Raw genomic sequence first — 18,345 nt, 5'->3', positions numbered from 1 at the left:
GTGACCAGTCGCGGGAGGCCCGGCGAGGAGGAGTTGCGAGATCGTCAGCGGTAGGCGCGGGCCTGGAGCTCGAAGAGTTCGGCGTAGCGGCCGCCGGCGGTGAGGAGGTCCTCGTGGGTGCCGAACTCCTCGACGCGGCCGCGGTGCATGACGACGATCAGGTCGGCCATCCGGACGGTCGAGAACCGGTGGGACACCAGCACGGTGATGCCGCCGGTCTCGGCGGCGGCGATCTTCGCGGCCTCGGCGTACTGCTCGTAGAGCCGGTGCTCCGCCTCCGGGTCGAGCGCCGCGGTCGGCTCGTCGAGCAGCAGGAGCAGCGGGCGCTCGCGCATGAACGCCCGGGCCAGCGCCAGCCGCTGCCACTGGCCACCGGACAGCTCGACGCCGTCGGTGAACTTCTTGCCCAGCTGGGAGTCCAGCCCGCGCGGCAACCCGGCGACCACCGACTCGGCGTCACCCCGGGCGACGGCCGCCAGGACCGCGTCCTCGTCGCCGGCACGCTCGAGGTCGCCGATCCCGACCACCTCGCGGGCGGTGAACTCGAACTTCACGAAGTCCTGGAACCCCGCCGACAGCTGCGACCGCCACGCGTCCGGCTGGATCGTCGCCAGGTCCTCGCCGTCGACCAGGATCCGCCCCGACGTCGGGTCGTACATCCGCGCCAGCAACTTCACCAACGTCGTCTTACCGGCACCGTTCTCCCCCACCAACGCGACCGCCGTCCCGGCCGGGACCTTCAGATCGATCCCGCTCAGCACCGCGGACTCCGAGCCGGGATACGAGAATCCGACGTCCCGCAGCTCGATCCCGTCGCTGATCCGCACCGGCGCCGGAGTCCGGCTCGAACGCCACGCGTTCTGCTTCGCGTACTCGCGCAGCCAGTCGTAGCGGCTGAAGCTCCGCACCACCTCGCCGACCCAGTACACGTTCTGCGCGATACCGCCGGTCATCTGGTCCACCTGCGGCGCGAGCAGCAGCACCAGTACGACGTCACCCGCCGAGGCGTACCCGTTGCGCGCCCGGGCGACGACCCAGACGATCGCGGCGGCGTACGCCAGACCGAACACCAGCCGGACCGCGCCGTCCACCTTCCCGCCCCAGCGCGCGGCCGCCACCCGACGCTCGAACCGCTCGGTCTGCAACGCGAAGATCTTGTCCAGCAGGACCTTCCCGAGCCCGAAAACCCGCACCTCGAGCCCGGTCCGCGGGTCCTTCGCGACCTCGATCAGCCGCTCGACCAGCCGCTCCTGCGGCATCGAGTCCTCCCACGCCTTCTGCTGCCGCGTGCTGCTCAGGTACGCCGACCAGATCCGCACGCCGCCGAGCAGCGGCAGCACGAGCAGCACCGGATGCACCGAGCCGAGCAGCGTCAGCACGGTCACCGTGTTGGTCACGGTCGCGAACGCCCACAGCAGCACCTCGGCGCCGACGCCCATCCGCCAGGCGCGTTCCCGGACCAGCTCCAGCCGGTCCGCCACGTCCGGGCGCTCGTGGTGCGACAACCCGGGGATGCCGGTCGTCACGTCCAGCAGGTCGGCGTGCACACGGCCCGCCATCCGCTCCTGGGCGGTGTCCTGCAGCGGCGTACCGAGACCGTCGGCGAGGAACGACACCGCGAGGCCGCCGACGATGATCGCGACGCCGAGCGCGATCGTGCCCGACTGCTCCGACGCGATCCCCTGCACCAGCCGGCTGACGCCGTACGTCTGCGCCGGAGCGGTGATCGCACGAGCCGCGACGAGTACGGTCGAGATCGTCATCAGCCACGGCGCCGCCCGGAACGACGTGGTGATCCACAGCCAGAGGATCCGCACGGACTTAGGCATCGACGGCCTCCGGCCCGGTCACGTACCGCTCCGCCTGCAGCCGGAACATCCCGGCGTACTCGCCGTCCAGCGCGAGCAGTTGCTCGTGGGTGCCGTCCTCGACGATCCGGCCGTCGGACAGCACGCAGATCCGGTCCGCGTTCCGCACCACCGAGAACCGGTGCGAGATGATCAGCGACGCGACGCCCGACGTGAGCTCCAGGTACCGCTCGACCAGCTCGGACTCCGCCCGGACGTCGAGCGCCGCCGCCGGCTCGTCCAGCACCAGCACGCCCGCGCCCGCGTGGACCGCGAACAACGCGCGGGCGAGCGCGACCCGCTGCCATTCACCGCCGGACAGGTCGACACCGCCGTCGAAGGTCTTGTCCAGGATCGTGTCCCAGCCCTTCGGCAACCGCCGGACGACGTCGTCGATCCCTGACTCGCGCGCGACCCGGGCCAGCGTGAGCTCGTCCCCCGCGCGCTCGACCGCGCCGAACACGACGTTGTCGGTGACGCTCAGCGGGAACCGCACGAAGTCCTGGACGATCGCCGCGACCCGCCGCTGCCAGGCCGCCAGGTCGAGCTCGGCGAGATCGACGCCGTCGACCAGGATCCGCCCGCTGGTCGGTTTGTACGCGCCGCCGAGCAGCTTCACCAGCGTGGACTTCCCGGCGCCGTTGATCCCCACCAGCGCGAGGGCCTCGTGCGCGTTGATCGTGAGGTCGAGGTCCCGCAGCACCGCCTTGCCCGAGCCCGGGTAGTGGAAGCCGACCTTCTCGAACCTGATCTCCCTGGCCGGCATCGTCTCGACCCGGTGCTTCGAGGTGACCACCGGCTCCGGATGCCGGGTCGCGATCGTGCCCGGCAGGTCCCGCATCGCCCGGTACGCCGAGAGTCCGCGACGGACCTGCACCACGCCGAAACCGTTGCTGGACTGGCCGATCGCGAGAATCGCCGGCAGCGTGGTGGCGACCTGGGTGAGCGGCAGGGTGCCGTCGTACGCCGCCCGGCCGACGGCGAGGATCGCGACCCCGTTCGCGATCAGGTGGATGCCGCCGATCAGCAGCGACCACTTCGCGTTGGTCCGCCGGCGCGCCCAGACCGGGCGGTAGCCGGCGGTCCACTCGCGGACATACCGGTCGACGAGCCAGTTGTGCAGGCCGAAGACGCGCAGCTCCTTCGGCGCGTCGCGCATGCCGAGGTCGAAGACGTAGTGCGCGCGCCGCTGCTCCTGGGTGTTGCCCCACCAGACGTCGATCTCGCGCTCGATCAGGCGGCCGCCGTACCACTCCAGCAGCAAGGTCACCGCGACCAGCATCGCGGCGACCCACCACTCGAACATCGAGCCGACGATCACCGCCGACCCGACCAGCGTCACCCGGCTGGCGAGCAGCCAGGGCAGGTTGCCGAGCCCCTGCGCGAGGTGGAACCCGCCCTTGCCCTTCGCCCGCTCCTGGACGTCGAGCACCTCGGTGTCCTCGAGGTGCTCGATCCGCCGCGGAGCGAGCAGCGGCCCGGTGATGCCGGTGCCGATCGCGCGGACCAGGCCGGCGTCCATCACCATCGACGCGACCTGCTGCACGGCGGGTTTCAGGCTGTCGACGACGAACACCACGAGCAGCCCGCCGAGCAACCAGCTGAACTCACCGATCGGCATCGACCCCGGGCCGCGGTCGACCACACCCGGAACCGCCCCGACGACCCGGCCGGTCAGCAACGTGACCGCCATCCCCAGCAGCGAGCCGAAGACAGCCAGACCCATCGTCAGAAGGGTGCTTCCAGGTGCAACCCGAACGCCGTACCGCAGCAGAGTCAACACCCGACTGACCGTAGTGCGCCCCACCGACAAAAAGCATCCGAGTTTCCGGCCGTGACCGCAATCCGGCTGTCAGCTCCCGGTCGCGAAGAACGTCGCGAACACCTTTTGCAGGGCTGACGAGTCCACCAGGGTCGGGGCCGCGCTGCTCTGGTTGGCCCAGCCGTAGGTGTAGTCCATGACCGGCGACGGCACCAGGCGCTTCCACTCCATCAGGATCGCGTGCTCCTGGCTCGCGGTCGGCAGGTTGTAGTAGTGGCTGGCCGTCCGCTCCTGGCCGAACGCCTGGTACACCGGCACGATCGCCGCCGATGCGATCCCCGCGGCCGTGGCCGCGCTGACCTTCTCCCCGATCTTGCTCAGGTCGCACTGCGGATGCGCGATCGAGCAGGGGTACGGGTCGAGCCCGACCAGGTCGACATGGCTGGCGGCGGGCGCGAACGGCTTGTAGTCCGCGATCTTGCTGAGCACGATGAACGACTTCTGCCGGCCGCCGCTCGCGGTCCGGATGTAGTCCGCCCGCGACCGCAGTGCGGCCGGGCCGCCCGGGCAGTCCGCGATGTGCGGCTCGTCGGACAGGTAGTAGGCGAACACCTTCGGGTTCGTGGCCAGCGCGTCGACCGTGGCCTTGAACGTGCTGTCGGCCGGCGTCGGGCACTTCTGCCCCAGCCAGAACACCGACTGCACACCGGCCGGCAGCAGGCTCAGGCTGGAGACCGACGACTTGTCCGCCAGGTTGTAGCCGAGGGAGTACGGCGCCGTCGCGCCTTTCAGATTCGCGATGAAATGCCGGGCCGGCGCCGAGGTCTGGGCGTCGGCGCGCGATCCGCCGGAGCCGGCGGTGACGGCGACGACGAGACTCGCGACCAGGCCGAGCAGGCCGGCGGCGACGGCGATCTTGGACCGGGACAGGTGGAAGCGGATGGCGGGCATACGGCAACCTCTCGGGGCACGAAGGAGTACCGGGCGGCAGGGGTCCGTCCGGCCGGCAGGTCACCACCGGTCTCCGTACTGCGCCCCAGTCCAACAGCCCGCGATCCGCGGCGGCCGATCACGGGCGTCCCGATCGTCGCGGCACACCCGTTCCTGCCTGGCGCGTGACCTTACCGTGATCTTCCCCGGACCTCGACCCCTCCCCGGATATCGGGCGACCGAGTCCGGTCGCCGGAGGCCCACACGGGCGCTCAGGCGACGATCGGCTCCGCGTGCGCCTCCTCGTAGCCGGCCGCGGCCAGACGGTCGAGGGTCCGCTCGAGCACGGCGGTGTCCTCCAGCGTGCGGACCTCGGTGATCTTGCCCCAACGGATGCGCAGGAACTGGTGGACGACGTTCTCGTACGTCGATCCGTCCACCACGTTCACGTGCACCGTCACCGCCGTCGCTACCTGCGTGTTCCACGGCCAGCCGCTGACGATCACGTCGTGCACGTCGAACTTCGTCCCGGGCAGCAGCCGGAAGCAGCGCTCCCACCAGCGCCGCAGCGCCTCGTGGGTACGCCGCTCACCGCCGAGCGCGTGCTCTCCGTAGAACCGGTACGTGAACGACGGCGCCATCCCGGCCACCATCGCCTCCCAGTCCCCCGCACTGATCCGTGCGAACGCCGTCCGCACCTGGCGCGCAACGATCCGGTGATAAAGGCTCATGAACCCACGGTAGAGGTAGTCAGTTCAATAACACAACTGACTACACTGATCGCCATGCGGAACACCAGCTTCGCCTCGATGCACTGCTCGCTCGCCCAGTCCCTGGAGCTGATCGGTGACTGGTGGACACCCTTGGTGCTGCGTGACCTCTACCTGGGCCTGAACCGCTTCGACCAGTTCGTGACCGACCTCGGCATCTCCCGCAACCTGCTCACCGACCGGCTGGCCACCCTTGTCGACGGCGGACTGGTCCGGCGGACGCCGTACCAGCAGAACCCGGTCCGCTACAGCTACGAGCTGACCGAGGCAGGACGAGAACTCGTACCGATCCTGATGGCCCTCACCGCCTGGGGCGACCGCTGGGCGACTCCCCCGGCGGGCCAGCCGATCCGCTTCACGCACACGACGTGCGGCAAGGTCACCACGCCCGCCGTCTGCTGCTCCGAGTGCGGCGACAAACTCACGACGGAAGACGTCGTACCGTCCCCGGGTCCAGGCGGCCGGACCGCGCCCGGTACGGCGTTGATCGCGTCGGTGCTAGGAGACATGCCCTAGGACTCGAGCCGAAGGCGGAGTAGTTCGGCGAGCGGCATCGACTCGCCGTCCCGAGCGCCCTGCCCGACGACGAGCGGCGGGTCGGAGGGCCGCACCTGTACGCCGGCGACGCGCGACTTGAGGCTCGCCGGTACGCCGAGGATGTAGAAGTTCCCGTCGACGTCCACGGCCAGCGACCGGTTCTTGCGCAGGTACCACCCGGTCAGCGTGGTCCGGTAGCTGGCGCTCGACCCGACGACCTGTGCACGCAACGGCTCGGGCTCGACGCCCCGCTCCCGCAGCTGGGCGACGAACTCCGCCAGCAACTTCCGCGCCTGCGCGGTCTCGGCAGCCTTCTTCCGCTCCAGCGCCGCCGCATGCTCGGCCGCCGCCTGCCGCCGCTCGTCCCGCCAGCTCGTCACCCCCTCACTCTATTTGTCAGTCGACGCAGAGGCAGAACGGGTGGCCGGCCGGGTCGAGGAAGACGCGGAACGACGTCCCCGGCTGGTGGTCCGGCTTGGTGGCGCCGATCGCCAGTACCTCGGACTCGGCCTGGTCCAGGTCGCGCACCATCACGTCGAGGTGCAGTTGCTGCGGCACGTCCTGGGTCGGCCAGGTCGGTGCCTTGTAGTTCTCGACCTGCTGGAAGCAGATGCAGTTGCTGCCGTCCTCGGGACGGATCTCGGCCCACCCGTCGTCGGTCTTCAGCTTCCAGCCCAGCAGTTCGCCGTAGAACGTGCCGAGGGCGGCCGCGTCCGGGCAGTCGAGGACGAAACTCGGGTACATCGCGATAGTCATGGCCCGGACTCTAATGCGGGTTGCGGACGGTTCACGTCCGGATCTACGCCGAATTTCCGACGAGAGTCTGCCAGGCCCGCTCGAGGCCGGCCGCGATACAACCGGCCACCACGGTCTCGGAGCCGAGCACGCTCGCCTTCACCTCGGGCATCACCGGCGCGAGCTGCCGCAACTGCTTGCTGACCGCTTCGAGGAAGCCCGGCGCCTGACCGATACCGCCGCCGAGCACGACCAGGTCCGGATCGACGACGGTGATCACCGTGCACACCGCCTTCGCCACCAGCAGCGCCTCCTCCGCGACGACCGCCGCGGCCAGCGCGTCACCCCGGGCAGCCGCCGCGAACACCTTCTCGGCCGTCGTCGCACCGCGGACCCCCGCCCGGCGAGCCGCCCGTACGACGGCAGCCGCGGACGCCGACGCGTCGAACCCGCCGCGCTTGCGGGCGTCCCGCTGGTCACTGCCGGATCCCTCGGTGAACGGCAGGTACCCGATCTCGCCTGCGACGCCGTGCGATCCGTGCCGCAGCTTGCCGTCCAGCACCAGCCCCATGCCGATGCCCGTACCGACGCTGACGAACGCGAAGCTGTCGACGTCCCGGCCGTGCCCGTGCACCCGTTCCGCGATCGCGGCGGCGTCCACGTCGTTCTCGATCATCAACGTCGGGCCGAACCGGTCGCGCAGTGCGGCCAGCGTCGCCGGCGAGTCCCACCCGGACAGCCGCCCGGTCAACGTCAGCGCGTCCAGCCGCGGGTCGTACACACCAGGACTGCCTAGCACGGTCTGCGTGAGCTGCGCGGTCTCGATCCCGGCCTCGGCGGCGAGCGTCCCGCTCAGATCGACGAGCTCCTGGATCCGCGCCATCGCGTCGCCGGCCTTGGTCCGTACGCTCCGCCGCGACCGGACGGTCCCCGCGAGATCCGCGATCGCGCCGCGCAGATACTCCCGCCCCACGTCGAGCCCGAGTACGAAGCCGGCCTCCGGACGTACCTCGTACAGGCTGGCGGCCGGTCCCGGTACCCCCGTGCGCTGACCGGTCATGTGCACGAGTCCGGCGCGCTCCAGCGAGCTCAGCGCCGCGGAGACGGTCGGCTTCGACAGGCCGGTCAGCCCGGCGAGCTCGGTCCGCGAGATCGGGCCCGATCGCCGGATGTGGTCGAGCAGTACCTGCTCGTTGATCTCGCGGATCAACCGCGGGCGCGCCCCTCCGGTGGTGACCGTCACGCTCGACCCCCTCGTTCGCTAACAACTCGGCAACTAGGCCGACAAGTTCCGTTGATCCCTTGTGGTCCCGGTGATTGTTAAGTTAGTTTCCAATCGATTCTATTGGTCGGCGCGAGGAGGTGCCACCCCGTGGTTTCGACACCGGTCGTCGTCGGGCTGGACTTCGGCGGGACGAAGATCGCCGTGGCCGTCGGCGACCTGTCCGGCCGCCGCCTGGGCGCGACGACCGTCGACAGCCAGGTCGAGTCCGGCGGCGCCGCCGAAGCGATGGCGCGCGGCCTGACCGCGGCCCGGGAACTGCTCGCCGAGGTCGCGCCGGACCAGGAGCTCGCCGGCGTCGGCGCGGCCACCCTGGGCATCCCGTACGACGACCGCGTCGAACTCGCGCCGACCTTCCCGGGCTGGGGCGAGCTGCCGTTCGGGCGGCTGATCCGCGACGGGTTCCCCGGCGTACCGGTGCGGCTGGCGACCGACGTCAAGGCGGCGGCCGAGGCCGAGTTGCGCTGGGGCGCGCTGGCCGGCTCCGACCCTGGGCTCTACCTCAATCTCGGCACCGGTCTCGCGATCGCGATCGTTGCCGGTGGCACCGTTCTGACCGGGGCGCACGGCGCCTCCGGCGAGATCGGCTACGACCTGCGCTCCCCCGCCGACGTGTACGTCGACGAGGCCGAACGCACGATCCTGGAACACGTCGTCAGCGGTCAGGCGCTCGAGACCACCGGGTCCGCCCGGCTCGGCCGCCCGGTCACGGCCGCCGACGTCTTCACGATGGCGCGGACCCGAGCGGACGCCGCCGTCCTCACCGACGAGTTCGTCCGGGAGCTGGCGATGCATCTCGCCAACCTGGCCATCGCGATCGATCCGGACCGGATCGTCGTCGGCGGCGGCCTGGTCCGCTCCTGGGACCAGCTCGAACCCGGCCTGCGGCGCGCCCTCGACGCGGCCGTCCCGTTCCCGCCGGAGCTGTCGGTGGCCCGGTTTCCTTCGGACGCACCGCTGATCGGAGCGCTCGCCCTCGGCGTGGAGGCGGCGGGGGTCGTCCTCGGTGCGGAAGCATTCGCATGAGTTGGATTTCCAGTAGCGAAAGGCAGAAGTCGATGAGGGGCATCAAACGGATCGCCGGCGCCGCGGTGGCGGTCGGCGTACTGGCCGCCGCCGGTTGCGGCGGGGGCGACAAGCCGATCGGGAGCGCGAGCTCGTCGAACCCGTCGGCCTCGACCAGTAGCAGTGGCGGTGGCGGCGGCGCGCACAAGCAGGGCGGCAGCGTCACGATCGCCAACGTCGGCGGGCAGACCTGGCCGTGCCAGTTCAACCCGTTCAACCCGGCGGTCAACCAGGAGTCGCTCGGCTTCGTCTACGAGCCGCTCACCTTCGTCAACGTGCTGAAGGCCGGCGCGACAACGCCGATGCTGGCCAGCGCGTACACCTGGTCACCGAAGAAGGACTCGATCACCTTCACGATCCGCGACGGGGTGAAGTGGAGCGACGGGCAGCCGTTCACCGCCGACGACGTCGTCTACACCTTCACACGGATGAAAGAACAGCCCGCGCTCGACCTCTACGCGCTGTGGACCGGCGCCGGCCTGACCAGTGTCACCGCCGCCGGTAACAAGGTCACGCTGAAGTTCAAGGCCGCGGCCGAGCCGTACTTCTTCAACTTCGCCAACCAGGTCGGCATCGTGCCCAAGCACATCTGGTCGACCGGCGAGGCGGCCTCCAAGCCGGCCACCTGGACGGACCCGAAGCCGGTCGGCACCGGCCCGTTCACGGTCGAGTCCTGCAGCAGCAACAACATCTCCTACGTTGCCAACAGCAACTACTGGCAGCCGGGCAAGCCGTACCTGCAGAAGGTGCAGTACCCGGCGTACCTGGACAACAACCCGGCCAACCTCGACCTGGCCAGCGGCAAGGCCCAGTGGGGCGGCCAGTACATCCCGAACATCGACAACTTCTACAAGTCGAAGTCGCCGCAGAACAACTACTGGTTCCCGCCGACCGCGAACGTCGCGATCGTCCCGAACAACGACCCGTCCCACCCGGTGACCAGCAAGCTGGCGGTCCGGCAGGCGATCGCCTACGCCCTCGACCGCGAGCAGATCTCCAAGATCGGTGAGAGCGGCTACCAGCCCGCCGCGAACCAGACCGGCGTCGTCTCGCCGACCTTCGACAAGTACTTCGACAAGGACGCGCTGGCCGCGGCCGGGTACGACAAACCGAACCTGGACAAGGCCAAGCAGCTGCTGCAGAGCGCCGGGTACTCGGACTCGAACAAGCTGAAGCTGAACATCATCACGGTCACCGGCTACACCGACTGGGACGCGTCGCTGGCCGTCATCAAGCAGCAGCTCGCGAAGGTCGGGATCGAGCTGAGCGTCCAGGATCTCCAGCAGCAGTCGTACAACCAGAAGCTCTACACCGGTGACTACGACCTCGCCTACTCCAGCCAGACCGGTGGACCCACGCCGTACTACGAGCTGCGGCAGCTGCTGTACTCGAAGAACTCCGCGCCCATCGGCAAGTCGGCGAGCACCAACTACTCGCGGTACAACAACCCCGAGGTCGACAAGCTGATCGACCAGTACGCCGCCGCCGACCCGGACACGCAGGTCAAGCTGATCAAGCAGATCTCGTCGTACATGATCAAGGACGTGCCGGTGATCCCGACGACCGAGTCGGTCGACTGGTACCAGTACAACACCAAGGACCTCGACGGCTGGCCGACGCAGGACAACCCGTACGCGCAGCCGGCGCCGTACAACATGCCGGACGTCGGCCAGGTGCTGACGAACCTGTACTCGAAGTCCGCCCAGAAGTAAGGAAGGAACTGTGAGGAGAGTGCGCACGAGGAGCTGGTCGCGATGCGCTACCTGATACGTCGTCTCGGGTTCTTCGTGCTCACTCTCTGGGCGGCGATGACGCTGAACTTCTTCATCCCGCGGATGATGCCGGGCAGTCCGGAGGAGGCGCTGCGGCAGCGGCTCAGCAAGGGCGGGTCGGTGGTGACCGCCGAGCAGTTGCGAACCGTCCTCGCCGAGTTCGGCTTCGACCCCGGCAAGAACCTGATGCTGCAGTACCTCGGCTACCTGAAATCGATGGTCACCGGCCACTGGGGCGTGTCGATCGGCAGCAGCCTCGGCGTACCGGTGACGTCGCTGATCGGCGACGCGCTGCCGTGGACGCTCGGGCTGGTCGGCATCGCGACCGTGCTGGCCTTCGTTCTCGGCACGCTGATCGGCACGGTGGCCGGCTGGCGGCGCGGCGGCCTGATCGACGGCATCGTGCCGCCGGTGTTCATCGTCACCTCGGCGCTGCCGTACTTCTGGGTGGCGCTGCTGCTGATCTCGCTGTTCGCGATCGGTGACAACCCCGTGCTGCCGAACGACTTCAACTACGACCAGGGCCTGACACCGGCGTTCACCGGCGAGTTCGTCTGGAGCGTGATCAAGCACGGCATCCTGCCCGCCTCGACGATCCTGGTCACCGCGGTCGGCGGCTGGATCCTGACCATGCGGAACAACATGGTCACCACGCTCGCCGAGGACTACGTCCGGATGGCGCGGGCGAAGGGCATCCCGGGCCGCAGGATCATGTTCGGGTACGCCGGCCGGAACGCGTTCCTGCCGAACCTGTCCGGGTTCGCGATGTCGCTGGGCTTCGTGATCTCCGGGACGATCCTGGTCGAGTACGTGTTCAACTACCCCGGACTGGGTTACATGTTCTACAACGCCACGGTGAGCACCGACTACCCGTTGCTGCAGGCCCTCTTCCTGCTGGTGACGCTGGCCGTGCTGATCTGTGTCCTGCTCTGCGACTTCGCGGTGTTCCTGCTCGACCCGCGCGCCCGGACGAAGGGATGAATCCATGAGTGCAGTCGTTGCCGGTGCGTCGGCTCCTGTCACGGGTGCGACCCGCCGTCCCCGCGGTGGGCTCTTCCGCGCCATCCTGCGCAACCGCAAGGCCGTGGTCGGAGCCGCGTTGCTGCTGCTCTTCATCCTGCTCGCCGCGTTCCCGGGGCTGTTCGTCCCGGGCGCGCACCACGATCCGCAGGCGATCGGCGACCTCCCGCTGCAGCACCCGTCGGGCAGCCACTGGCTCGGTACGACGGGACTCGGGCAGGACGTCTACGCACAGCTGATCTACAGCACCCGTGAGTCCCTGGTGATCGCCGTGGTCGCAGGTCTCGGTGCCACCGTCCTGTCGGTCGTCATCGGCGTGTCAGCGGCGTATCTGGGCGGGTTCGCCGACGACGGCCTGTCGATGCTGACCGACATCTTTCTCGTGCTGCCGACGTTCCCGCTGATCATCGTGCTGGCGACGTACGCCGGCAAGGGCAACCTGACGGTGATCATCATCGTGCTGATCCTCACCGGCTGGTCGTACGGCGCCCGGCAGATGCGGGCGCAGGCGATGTCGTTGCGGAACCGGGACTTCCTCGAGTCGGCGCGGGTCCGCGGCGAGCGACGGTCGTACATCATCGTGGTCGAGGTGCTGCCGACGATGATCTCGCTGATCGTCGCGAACTTCCTCGGCGCGGCGCTGTACTCCGTGCTGACCGCCGCCGGCCTGCAGTTCCTCGGCCTCGGCGACCCCAACTCGCTGAGCTGGGGCACGATGCTCTACTGGGCGCAGAACCAGGGCGCCCTGGTGAACGGACTGCCCGCCTGGGCGCTCTCGCCGGGACTGGCGGTCGCGCTGCTCGGCGTCTCGTTCGCCCTGCTCAACTACGCGTTCGACGAGATCAGCAACCCCGCTCTGCGGCCGGTTCGGAGGCGACGTGCCAGAACAGCTTCTTGAGGTCCGCGACCTCACCGTCGAGTACGACACCGGATCGCGTCCGGTGGTCGCGGTCGACCACGTGGACCTCGACGTCCACGCCGGCGAGTTCGTCGGCGTGGTCGGCGAGTCCGGCTGTGGCAAGTCGACGCTGCTGTTCGCGATCGCGCACCTGCTGTCGTCGCCGGCCGCGATCACCGGCGGCTCCGTGCGGTTCAACGGGCAGAACCTGGTCACGATGAACGAGAAGAAGCTGGCGGCGATGCGCTGGCGGGACTTCTCGGTGGTGATGCAGAGCGCGATGAACGCGCTGAATCCGGTGAAGAGCATCGGCGCGCAGTTCCAGGACACGATCATGGCGCACGACGAGGTGGTCGACGACGGCCGGCCCGCCGAGGTACTGCGGCTGGTCGGCATCGACCCGATCCACCTGCGCAGCTACCCGCACCAGCTGAGCGGCGGGATGCGGCAGCGGGCGATGATCGCGATGGCGCTGCTGTTCACGCCGGACCTGATCATCATGGACGAGCCGACGTCCGCGCTGGACGTGGTCGCGCAGCGGTCGCTGATGGTGCAGATCAAGGAACTGCAGAAGAAGCTCGGGTTCGCGGTCGTCTTCGTCACCCACGACATGTCGCTGGTGAGTCACTTCTCGGACAAGCTCGTGGTGATGTACGCCGGGCAGGTGGTCGAGTTCGGCGACACCCGCGCGGTGTTCGACCACCCCGAGCATCCTTACAGCGCCGGGCTGCTGGACGCGTTCCCGTCGATCCGCGGGCCGAAGGTGCCGTTGACCGGGATTCCGGGGGCGCCGCCGAACCTCGCGTCGCCGCCGCCGGGATGCCGGTTCCAGCCGCGCTGCCCGAAGGCGTTCGAGGACTGCCCGAAGATCGAGCCGGAGCTGTACCAGGTGGGCGCCGTACAGGCTCGCTGCCTGCTGCACGCGCCTGACCTCATCAGGGAGGCCCAATGACCACGGTGGACGCCGAGATGGCCGGCGGGACCGACTCCGCCGCCGCACCGTTGCTCGAGACAAGAAACCTGACCCGGCACTTCCGGGTCGGGCGCGGGTTCTCGCCGCAGCTGCTGCACGCGGTCGACGCGGTGAACTTCTCGATCGGACGGCAGGAGATCGTCGCGCTCGCCGGGGAGAGCGGCAGCGGCAAGAGCACGATCGCGCGGCTGCTCGCGGGCGTGTACAAACCGACCGCCGGGGAGATCTTCTACCAGGGCCGGGCGATGTCGACGTTCCGGTCCCGGAAGGACCAGCTGTCCTACCGGGGCGACGTGCCGATGGTGTTCCAGGACCCGTTCAGCTCGCTGAACCCGGCCTTCCGGGTGTCGCACGGCGTACTGCGGTCGCTGAAGCTGCACCGGCCGGAGCTGGACCGGCAGCAGCGGTACGCCGAGGCGGAGCGGGTGATCGAGGCGGTCGGGCTGACACCCGCGGCGGACATCATGAACCGCTTCCCGTACGAGCTGAGCGGTGGCCAGCGGCAACGGATCGGGTTCGCGCAGGCACTCGCCCACAACCCGAAGCTGATCCTCGCCGACGAGCCGGTGTCGATGCTCGACGTGTCGATCCGGATCGGCCTGCTGAACCTGATGGCCGAGCTGCGTGAGACACAGGGCGTCTCGTTCCTGTACATCACCCACGACATCGCGAGTGCCCGGTACGTCGCCGACCGGCTGATGATCATGTACGCCGGCCACGTGGTCGAGACCGGTCCGGCCGAGTCGGTCCTGCAGAACCCGAAGCACCCGTACACGGACCTGCTGCTCGGCGCTGTCCCCGATCCGCGGGCACCGCTCAGCACCGGCATCGAGGGCGACACCGGCGAACCCCCGAAGGTCATCGACCCGACCCCGGGCTGCCGCTTCCGCTGGCGCTGCCCGCTCGCCGTCGACAAGTGCCACTCGGTCACGCCGGAACTCCGCACCCTCGGCCCGAACCACCAGGCCGCCTGCCACGTCGCCGAGCCGGACATCGGCACCTGACCGGCCCCCGTTCCGCCGCCGGATCTCCCCTGTACCGGCGGCGGGGCGGGGGTCAGCTCAACACCACTTCCAGGTGGCGGCCCGGCGTGATCGTGGTGGACGCGGCGAGCGTGACGACCGCTCGGTTGCCAGTGGCAACCACGGTCGCCCGGAGCCGGCCAGCCCCGGACCGGACCTCCACCCGCCGCGCCGGAACCGCTGTCTCGAAGGACAGTGTGGTGACGTTCAACCGGCCGTAGCGGACGTCGATCGTGGCGTTGAGCATCTTCGGTGTACGACGCTGGGAGTAGAGGCCCCACCCTTCGGCGCCCGTGAACGCACTGCGGAAGTTCTCCGGACGGATCCGCGGCGCGAAGCCGAGATGGCCCCGCGGCCCGTGGTACTCGTAACCGCACGCCGCCAGGTAGACGCCGTACCCCATCATCGCGCGGGCGTAGTGGTCGCTGGCCTCGATCTCGTTGTAGGGATTGCGTTTCGTCGCGTCGTACCGCTCGTACATCGCGCGGGTGACGGCCAGTCCCTCGTCGGTCATGCCCTCCGCGAACAGGTGCGCGGCGAACTGGTACTCCTGGCCCGTCCACACCTCGTTGAAGTACATCAGCCCGCGCGTCTCGTCCGACCCGCCGTGCGGCCAGGTCGCCATCAGCACGCCGCTCTCGTCGCCGGTCGTGTAGACGCGGCCGACGCCGATGCCCGGCGGGCGGTACGTACCGGGCGCGGCGCGGAAGTTCGACTCGTACAGCTTGCCGAGCGCGGTCCGGGCCTGGTCCTCGGGGAACACCCGCGGGAGGCCGAGCTGGGACGCGTACGTCTGCCCGTACATCTGGTCGACGAACAACCCGCGGTTGCTGTTCTCGGCCGTCGGGTGCGCGGGGTCGACCTTCTGGACGTAGTAGCCGTACTCCGCGTTCCACAGGTTCCCGGCAAGGTACGCCGAGCCGCGATCGGCGATGGTCGCGTAGCGGGTGGCGTTCGCGGTGTCGCCGACCTCGGTCGCCATCGCGGCGGCGGCCCGGAGCGCGGCGACGTACAGGCCGCTGATCCACGGCACCTCGCCGAACCACTCGGTGTCGAGGGTGTTCCACTGGCTGCCGCGGAAGATGCCGTCCTCGTCCGGTCCGTCCCGGTGGGTGACCAGGAACTCGACGGCGGTCCGGACCCGCGGCCAGACGCGTTGCAGGAACGACAGGTCCTTGCTCATCTGGTGTTCGCGGTAGATGCGCAGGATCGTGCCGGTCTGCCCGTCCGCGAACGAACTGGACGCGTCGCCGGACTCGCCGCGGTTGCCGATCTCGCCGGTCGGTCGGAACGCGATGCCGAGGTCGACGCGTTCCCGGGTGTCACGTTCGAGGTCCGGGAAGAGCCGGCCGATGGCCTGCGCGTAGTTCCACACGTGTTCGCAGGTGCCCGCGCAGCAGTACGTGCCTTCCCAGGCGTAGAAGCGGCCGTCGTCCCAGCGGTAGCAGGTGCTGGTCGCGATCGTGGACGCGGTCGCCAGTGTTCGCTCGAGGAACCAGTGCGGCAGCGACGAGTCGTCGTACCACGTCCGCACCCACAGCTTCGTGTCGTGCTCGAGGCGCGACGCCTCGCGGCCGACGTACTCGACGACCTCGCGGGCCGAGCCGAAACGCGTCGCGTAGTGCCGGCGGAACGTCGAGGCGCCGACGAGCTCGGCGAACAGTTCGCGTTGCGGATTCGGGAAGAACCAGCCGTAGGCGAACTGGACGGTCCGCGAGCCGCCCGGGGGCAGCGTCACCGTGACCGCGACGGTTCCGGCCTGCGGGTCGGCCGAGTCCGCCGGACCGGCGGCCGAGTCGAACAGCGCGTCGGTCGTCGACCAGTCGGCGATCGACGGGCGGGCGACGGCGCCCGGGGTCAGCGCGGCGAGCGCGAAGGTTCCGCCGTCCGGTCGTTCCGCCACCGGCTGCCGGCGGATCGGGCGGTCGCTGAACAGGATCCGGTCCACGTTCACGTGGCCCCAGCCGCCGGTGTTGTTGTCGACAATCTGAATGTGTGCCGTCCTGCCGGCGTACTTTCCGACGTCCATCGATACGGCGGTCAGCGGCTCGATGTCGGTGCCGGCGGTGGTCGCCACCACCTTGCCGTCGACGACGACGTTCAGGCAGGTCTCTCCCTGATGGCTGCCGCCGCCGACCCAGGCGGTCACGAAGCGGCGCTCGATCACGAAGTCGCGGCTGGTCAGCGAACCCGTGTAGCGGTCCGGATCTCCGGTCCCGCGGAAGTTGTACGACGTGACGAACCGCCCGCTGACGTTCAGGTCCGTGCGGACGCCGAACGCGCGGCGGAAGCCGTCCGGCGTCTCGGCGGCCGTCACCGGGCCGGCCCCGAACGCGTCGCCGCTGACCGTCCACCCGTCGTACGTGGTCCGGTCCCAGGTCTCGAAGACGATGTCCGGGCGGTCCGTGAACACGATCGCGTCGCAGCTGAGGTGTCCCCAGGCGCCCGTCTGATTGTCAACAATCTCGATGTGTGCAATCCGCCCGGCATACGCGCCGACGTCCAGCATCTGCGCGACCAGGGGCTCGCTCTCGTCACCCGTCGCGGTCGCCACCACCTGACCGTCGACGACCACGTTCACGCACGTCTCCCCCGGGTGCCGGCCGCCGCTCAGGCCGACCGCGACGTACCGGCGTTCGATCGTGAACTCGCGGCTGGTCAGCTTGCCGGTCGCGCCGTCGTACGTGCCGCCGCGGTAGTCGTACGAGGTGACGAACCGGGTGCCGGACACGTTCAGGTCGCCGAATCGCTTCATCAGGTCCGGTACGTCGAGCGGCCGCACCGGGCCCGCCCCGAAGGCGTCGCCGGTCACGGTCCAGCCCTCGTAGGTGTCCTTCTCCCAGTCCTCGAACAGGATGTCGTCCTGCTCCGCGGCCAGATCGTCGATCGCGCCGAACTGGACGCCGCCGTTGAACCCGCGCGCCTGCAGCGTCGTCGGCTGGCGGTTACGGCTGTCGATGCACACCGGGTTCTCGGCGTACCCGAGCAGCGTCGCGCGGACCGCTGCCGAGGACGTGTTCCGCAGCGTGAACGACATGATCGTGGTCGGCAGGGTGGAGTCCTGCGTGGCGAGCGGCACGAACGGCGAGAACGCCTCCAGCTGCACGGACACCGGGCTCCCGGCGTCGGCGTACGCGACCCGGCCGATCGGGTACGACCCGGTGAAGCGGACGTCCTCGAAGCCGGCTGCGTCGACCGTACGGGTGGTCGTCCGGCCGCGGCTCGTGGTCCGCAGCGCGAAGCCCTGCCCGAAGTGCGAGGCCCCCGGATCGTCGGCCGACAACGGGAACGCGTAGTGGTGACCGGAGAAGTCCGCGCCGCCGAGCGGGAACGACGTCGGGTTGAACACGTCCCACGCCCACAGCCGCCCGTCGCCGGACAGGTACACCTGCCCGGTCGTACCGCCGCCGACCGGCATCCCGATCCGCTGCAGCGCGGCACCTGTGTAGGACGTCGGCGTACCGCGGTCGAAGAGCACCTTCGGGTCGGGCTTCGGCGGCGCGGCCAGCGCCTGGGCCGGTACGGCGAGCGCGCCGACCGCGGTGGCACCGAGGGCGATGAACGTCCGGCGGCTCAGCTGGGCGCGAGGACAGTCGCCGGCACAGGATCTGTTCGCACAGCCGGCCGGGGCGTCAGATGCGGTCATCCGGGTTCTCCTTGACGGGCGGAGGCGGGAGAAATCGATTTCCGAGATACGGTTCGAACACCGTAGCCAGCGTGCGGGCGGAGGTC

15 protein-coding genes are annotated in these 18,345 nt (G+C 69.6%); 7 read left to right on the top strand and 8 right to left on the bottom strand.

The window, feature by feature from the left end:
- Positions 1-44 precede the first annotated feature (44 nt).
- The 4 genes from AB0M51_RS14825 to AB0M51_RS14810 all read right to left on the bottom strand — a co-directional run bounded on the left by AB0M51_RS14825 (position 45) and on the right by AB0M51_RS14810 (position 5,270).
- Positions 45-1,829, bottom strand: a complete 1,785-nt coding sequence (locus AB0M51_RS14825; protein ID WP_344187138.1) for an ABC transporter ATP-binding protein — start codon at positions 1,827-1,829, stop codon at positions 45-47.
- Positions 1,822-3,573: an ABC transporter ATP-binding protein gene (locus AB0M51_RS14820; protein ID WP_344187140.1), complete on the bottom strand. Its 1,752-nt coding sequence runs from the start codon at positions 3,571-3,573 to the stop codon at positions 1,822-1,824. Before AB0M51_RS14820 ends, AB0M51_RS14825 begins: the two co-directional genes overlap by 8 nt.
- A gap of 126 nt (positions 3,574-3,699) precedes the next feature.
- Positions 3,700-4,560 (bottom strand): hypothetical protein, encoded by an 861-nt coding sequence (locus AB0M51_RS14815; protein WP_344187142.1) that lies wholly within the window; start codon positions 4,558-4,560, stop codon positions 3,700-3,702.
- Between the two features lie 251 nt (positions 4,561-4,811).
- Positions 4,812-5,270 carry a nuclear transport factor 2 family protein gene (locus AB0M51_RS14810; RefSeq protein WP_344187144.1) on the bottom strand — a complete coding sequence of 153 codons (459 nt, stop codon included), beginning with the start codon at positions 5,268-5,270 and terminating at the stop codon, positions 4,812-4,814.
- Positions 5,271-5,324: 54 nt separating this feature from the next.
- Here AB0M51_RS14810 and AB0M51_RS14805 point away from each other — a divergent pair, with 54 nt between their 5' ends.
- Positions 5,325-5,825, top strand: coding sequence for a helix-turn-helix domain-containing protein (locus tag AB0M51_RS14805; protein ID WP_344187146.1), 501 nt, complete (start codon positions 5,325-5,327; stop codon positions 5,823-5,825).
- Here AB0M51_RS14805 and AB0M51_RS14800 read toward each other — a convergent pair.
- From AB0M51_RS14800 to AB0M51_RS14790, 3 genes are read right to left on the bottom strand one after another with little or no spacing between them, the layout of a single operon-like run.
- Positions 5,822-6,226 (bottom strand): hypothetical protein, encoded by a 405-nt coding sequence (locus tag AB0M51_RS14800; RefSeq protein ID WP_344187148.1) that lies wholly within the window; start codon positions 6,224-6,226, stop codon positions 5,822-5,824. The genes AB0M51_RS14805 and AB0M51_RS14800 overlap by 4 nt on opposite strands.
- A 16-nt stretch (positions 6,227-6,242) precedes the next feature.
- Positions 6,243-6,602: a VOC family protein gene (locus tag AB0M51_RS14795; protein WP_344187150.1), complete on the bottom strand. Its 360-nt coding sequence runs from the start codon at positions 6,600-6,602 to the stop codon at positions 6,243-6,245.
- A gap of 43 nt (positions 6,603-6,645) precedes the next feature.
- Complete coding sequence (locus AB0M51_RS14790; RefSeq protein ID WP_344187152.1) at positions 6,646-7,824, bottom strand: ROK family transcriptional regulator; 1,179 nt, start codon at positions 7,822-7,824, stop codon at positions 6,646-6,648.
- A 129-nt stretch (positions 7,825-7,953) separates the two neighbouring features.
- Here AB0M51_RS14790 and AB0M51_RS14785 point away from each other — a divergent pair, with 129 nt between their 5' ends.
- The 6 genes from AB0M51_RS14785 to AB0M51_RS14760 are packed head-to-tail and all read left to right on the top strand — an operon-like array spanning position 7,954 to position 14,595.
- A complete protein-coding gene (locus AB0M51_RS14785; RefSeq protein WP_344187154.1) occupies positions 7,954-8,889 on the top strand; it encodes an ROK family protein in 936 nt (311 codons plus the stop codon).
- Between the two features lie 32 nt (positions 8,890-8,921).
- Positions 8,922-10,640, top strand: a complete 1,719-nt coding sequence (locus AB0M51_RS14780) for an ABC transporter substrate-binding protein (protein WP_344187156.1) — start codon at positions 8,922-8,924, stop codon at positions 10,638-10,640.
- Positions 10,641-10,682: 42 nt separating this feature from the next.
- Positions 10,683-11,681: an ABC transporter permease gene (locus AB0M51_RS14775; protein WP_344187158.1), complete on the top strand. Its 999-nt coding sequence runs from the start codon at positions 10,683-10,685 to the stop codon at positions 11,679-11,681.
- A 4-nt stretch (positions 11,682-11,685) separates the two neighbouring features.
- Positions 11,686-12,618: an ABC transporter permease gene (locus AB0M51_RS14770; protein ID WP_344187160.1), complete on the top strand. Its 933-nt coding sequence runs from the start codon at positions 11,686-11,688 to the stop codon at positions 12,616-12,618.
- Positions 12,599-13,570: an ABC transporter ATP-binding protein gene (locus tag AB0M51_RS14765; protein ID WP_344187162.1), complete on the top strand. Its 972-nt coding sequence runs from the start codon at positions 12,599-12,601 to the stop codon at positions 13,568-13,570. Before AB0M51_RS14770 ends, AB0M51_RS14765 begins: the two co-directional genes overlap by 20 nt.
- The gene (locus AB0M51_RS14760; RefSeq protein WP_344187164.1) at positions 13,567-14,595 is read left to right on the top strand and encodes an ABC transporter ATP-binding protein; all 1,029 of its coding nucleotides are present in this window, start codon (positions 13,567-13,569) and stop codon (positions 14,593-14,595) included. The genes AB0M51_RS14765 and AB0M51_RS14760 overlap by 4 nt, the downstream gene beginning before the upstream one ends.
- A gap of 52 nt (positions 14,596-14,647) precedes the next feature.
- Here the strand turns inward: AB0M51_RS14760 and AB0M51_RS14755 are convergent, their stop codons facing one another.
- Positions 14,648-18,259 carry a GH116 family glycosyl hydrolase gene (locus tag AB0M51_RS14755; RefSeq protein ID WP_344187166.1) on the bottom strand — a complete coding sequence of 1,204 codons (3,612 nt, stop codon included), beginning with the start codon at positions 18,257-18,259 and terminating at the stop codon, positions 14,648-14,650.
- Between the last annotated feature and the right edge of the window lie 86 nt (positions 18,260-18,345).

Origin of the sequence: Kribbella sp. NPDC051137, from assembly GCF_040682535.1 — a bacterium.
Lineage (GTDB): Bacteria > Actinomycetota > Actinomycetes > Propionibacteriales > Kribbellaceae > Kribbella > Kribbella karoonensis.
The sequence above is the reverse complement of the archived record's forward strand: the minus strand, read 5'-3'. Positions and strand labels throughout refer to the sequence as shown.